This is a genomic window from Polaromonas sp. UBA4122, from assembly GCA_002381615.1.
Lineage (GTDB): Bacteria > Pseudomonadota > Gammaproteobacteria > Burkholderiales > Burkholderiaceae_C > Polaromonas.
Genome location: DFWY01000100.1, coordinates 1 through 3,283, shown reverse-complemented (window position 1 = coordinate 3,283; position 3,283 = coordinate 1). Strand labels below are relative to the sequence as shown.

The window sequence follows — 3,283 nt, the reverse complement described above, 5'->3', positions numbered from 1 at the left end:
GGGGCTTAAGTAAGTGCCATTCCCCTTAAACCTGTGCTCAAAACTGTCCTCTCGATCATTACTGTGCTTGCGGTACTCGCTATTGTGATTTTGTTCGGACCCACATTGTTGGGCCGAAGCCTCAGAGTGTGGGAGTTGCTGGTCTTCGGCGTGGGCTGCATGATCGTTGTGTGGACAATACTCGTATTGCGCAAGCGCCAGTCGCGCAGGCACCTGGGTTCTCTGCGCGACTCTGCCCTTTGGTGACTCTACAAAAGTCGAATGCCCCATGTCATCGGGTGGAAGAGCACTGGCATCTCATCGTATCATCAGACGCATGAGTGTGTCGGCGATTGTGGCCTCGTCCTTTGGGCGCCAGTTTTTTCGCAACCGGAAGCGGCCGATGCGGTGCTGGCGGCGATGCGAGCCCATCCTCTCGGGCGCCCGGCTGAGTGCATCGGCAACGTCGTGGCGGACCCGTATCGCTTCGTGCAGATGATCACCACGCTAAGTGGACGCCGGATGGTGGACTGGTTGAGCTCATAGCACAGCACGACACATTGTGTGACTAGCGCAGGTCAACCCAGCCCATTCTGCGACAGTTTGTTGGCGCCACTACGAAATTGAGCCAGGCTGCCGATTTTGACTGCCCCATGTTTATAGTCCGCAAACCCAGGACCGGCAACGGTTCCAGACATATCGTTCCGGGGCAATGAAATGTCGGCACGTGGGTCAAAAACATGTCGGTGGCAACAGGCCTTCGAACTCATCACCAAAAAGGGGGGGGGAATTGGCCATGCATCGTCTCAACCACCGGCCCAGAAAATGCCTCGGCTACAGAACACCACACGAAGTTTTTATGGAGCAGCTACAACTGCATAATCAATCGGTTGTACTTCAGACTTGAATCCGCCAAGCTAGATGATTTTCACAACCCGAGGACTTTCATCAATACGATTTCGCTGGGGTCCAGTTGGCGTATCGACACTACACAATCGGATCATGGACAACGCAACCGTCAAACGCTACCTGCCCTGGGTTGTGGCCACAACCCTCTTCATGGAGCAACTGGATTCAACCATCGTCAACACCGCGGTGCCGTCGATTGCCGCGAGCCTGCACGTAACCCCGCTGAGTCTGAAGGGCGTCGTCGCGAGCTACATCCTGAGCCTGGCGGTCGGGATACCCGTGAGTGGCTGGATGGCGGACCGGTTCGGCACGCGGCGCGTGTTCGCTTGGGCCGTGGCGCTGTTCACCTTGTCGTCAGTCCTGTGCGGCATCTCGGTTAGCGTGCCGATGCTGGTGGCTGCGCGCGTGCTTCAGGGCATGGGTGCGGCGATGATGATGCCCGTCGGCCGGTTGGCCGTGATAAGAACCTTTCCAAAGTCCGAATTATTGGTGGCGATGAACTTCGTCATCATCCCGGCGCTCATCGGGCCACTCCTTGGCCCCACCGTCGGCGGCCTGATCGTCCATTGGCTGTCCTGGCGCGACATCTTCTTTGTCAATGTGCCGGTCGGCTTGGCGGCGCAGTGGCTAATTCACCGCTACATGCCTGACTACCGCAGCGACACGTCGCGTCCGCTCGACATCGTCGGGTTGGTGTTGTTTGGCAGCGGCACGGCATTGCTGTCGTGGCTTCTGGAAGTATTTGGCGAACATCAATTGGACGCAACGTCGGCGGCGATCCTGTTGTTCATTGCGATCAGTCTGCTCGCCGCCTACGGCGTGCATTCAAACCGCACGGAATATCCACTGTTGCGCCTGGCGTTGTTTCGAGTGCGCACCTTCCGCGTCTCGGTGGTTGGTGGGTTCGTGACGCGACTCGGCCTCGGCGGGATGCCCTTTTTGCTGCCTCTGCTGTACCAACTGGGGCTGGGTCTGCCCGCTTGGCAGTCGGGGCTGTTGATGATGCCGATGGCCGCTGCGGCAATGGGCATGAAATTGATTGCCGCTAGCATCCTGGCCCGCTACGGCTACCGCAAGGTGTTGATCGTCAACACGCTAATGATCGGCGTGACCGTCACGCTGTTTTCATTCGTCGTCTCCGGCACACCAGTGCTATCCATCGTGCTCCTGAGTCTGGCACAGGGTTTCTTCAACTCGCTACAGTTCACCAGCATGAACTCGATGGCCTATGCTGACATCGAGGGGAAGGACACCAGCATGGCCAGCACCATTGCCAGTTCGATGCAGCAGCTTTCGATGAGCTTTGGCCTTGCTAGCGGATCGCTGGTGACAGCCTGGTACCTGGGCAATGTGCCACAAACCGATCGCTTTGCCGTCAGCAGTGCGCTGCACCATGCGTTTATCACACTGGGCGTGCTGACCATGCTATCGTCGCTATCGTTCTGGACACTGCGATCTGGTGACGGGAATGCAGTCAGCCAAGGCGCGTCGCATGCCGCCTGACGCAACCTGCGCATCAATCCCGCAGGAGGGCCAGCGTCATTGCTGGCCGTCCGCAGCCCGGCCATCGTGGCGGGGCGACATAATGCGACCAGTCGTCCCCCCCAAGAAGCTGGTAGTTCTGCACCTAAAGCCAAGCCCGTGAGCAGCCACAAGCCAACTCCCACTCTGGCCGCATCCTCTTCTGTACCCAAAAACAGCGCCAACAGCCAAAGCTCAAGCAGATGAGTGGGAAATTTTCTGATCCTCTGAAACGGTTGGCCCCAAGTCAGCTGATTCAATAGTGGTGTCTAACTCCAATTTCCCAGACGGTTCGGAAGGAACCATAGATAGATTCGTCAGAGCGCTGAATGACATGCGCGATGCGCTGGTCAATATGCCACTCTTCCTGCAGGACTCCTACTTCAATTCTTGTGACCAGCAGGGCGTTGTTGCACGGATCACGCTGCGGGGGCAGCTTAACCCAACCCCAATGCGGCTTATGCCGCCAGGGCTGAAGTGCGGACGGAATTCGGGCGTCCGGCTCGGCCAGCATTCAGGTTGCTTTTTCAACCCTGCTCAAGACACTATTGCGGTCTGCAAGATTGCACAGCTCCTATCTTTAAGAAAGCAAGTTATCACCGGAGTTGGCATAACCATCTGACAGCGCTAATGCATGCCAAGGAATTGGTCGGCAGTGAGCCGGCTCAACTGCTCAAGCTGATCAATAAGCACGCGGATTTTGATCCGAGCTTTCTGGGTGCGGTGTAGTAACAGCGATGGTTCCTTTCTTTAAGAAAGCAAGGTAACGGTCGCTCGTTTGACGCCGGTGGCCGCGTGGTGTCCGTTGCCGACCGTGACCGGGGGACCGAGCGGGCATTCTCGACCATGGATAGAAGTAGGTGCCGCTGCCTTG

At 57.4% G+C, this 3,283-nt stretch carries 2 protein-coding genes and 1 pseudogene; all 3 read left to right on the top strand.

Annotated elements, in window-relative coordinates; all coding sequences use genetic code 11:
• Positions 1-769 precede the first annotated feature (769 nt).
• A pseudogene (locus B3F77_RS21120) lies at positions 770-886 on the top strand (IS30 family transposase); the annotation flags it as partial.
• A gap of 95 nt (positions 887-981) precedes the next feature.
• Positions 982-2,391 carry a DHA2 family efflux MFS transporter permease subunit gene (locus B3F77_RS13315; RefSeq protein ID WP_293605412.1) on the top strand — a complete coding sequence of 470 codons (1,410 nt, stop codon included), beginning with the start codon at positions 982-984 and terminating at the stop codon, positions 2,389-2,391.
• A gap of 352 nt (positions 2,392-2,743) precedes the next feature.
• Positions 2,744-3,031, top strand: coding sequence for a hypothetical protein (locus B3F77_RS13310; protein ID WP_293605411.1), 288 nt, complete (start codon positions 2,744-2,746; stop codon positions 3,029-3,031).
• Positions 3,032-3,283 lie beyond the last annotated feature (252 nt).

What these genes read in the sequence shown, in the direction of transcription:
- B3F77_RS13315 (WP_293605412.1), top strand. Translation starts at nt 982, where the DNA reads ATGGACAACGCAACCGTCAAACGCTACCTGCCCTGGGTTGTGGCCACA.
- B3F77_RS13310 (WP_293605411.1), top strand. Translation starts at nt 2,744, where the DNA reads ATGCGCGATGCGCTGGTCAATATGCCACTCTTCCTGCAGGACTCCTAC.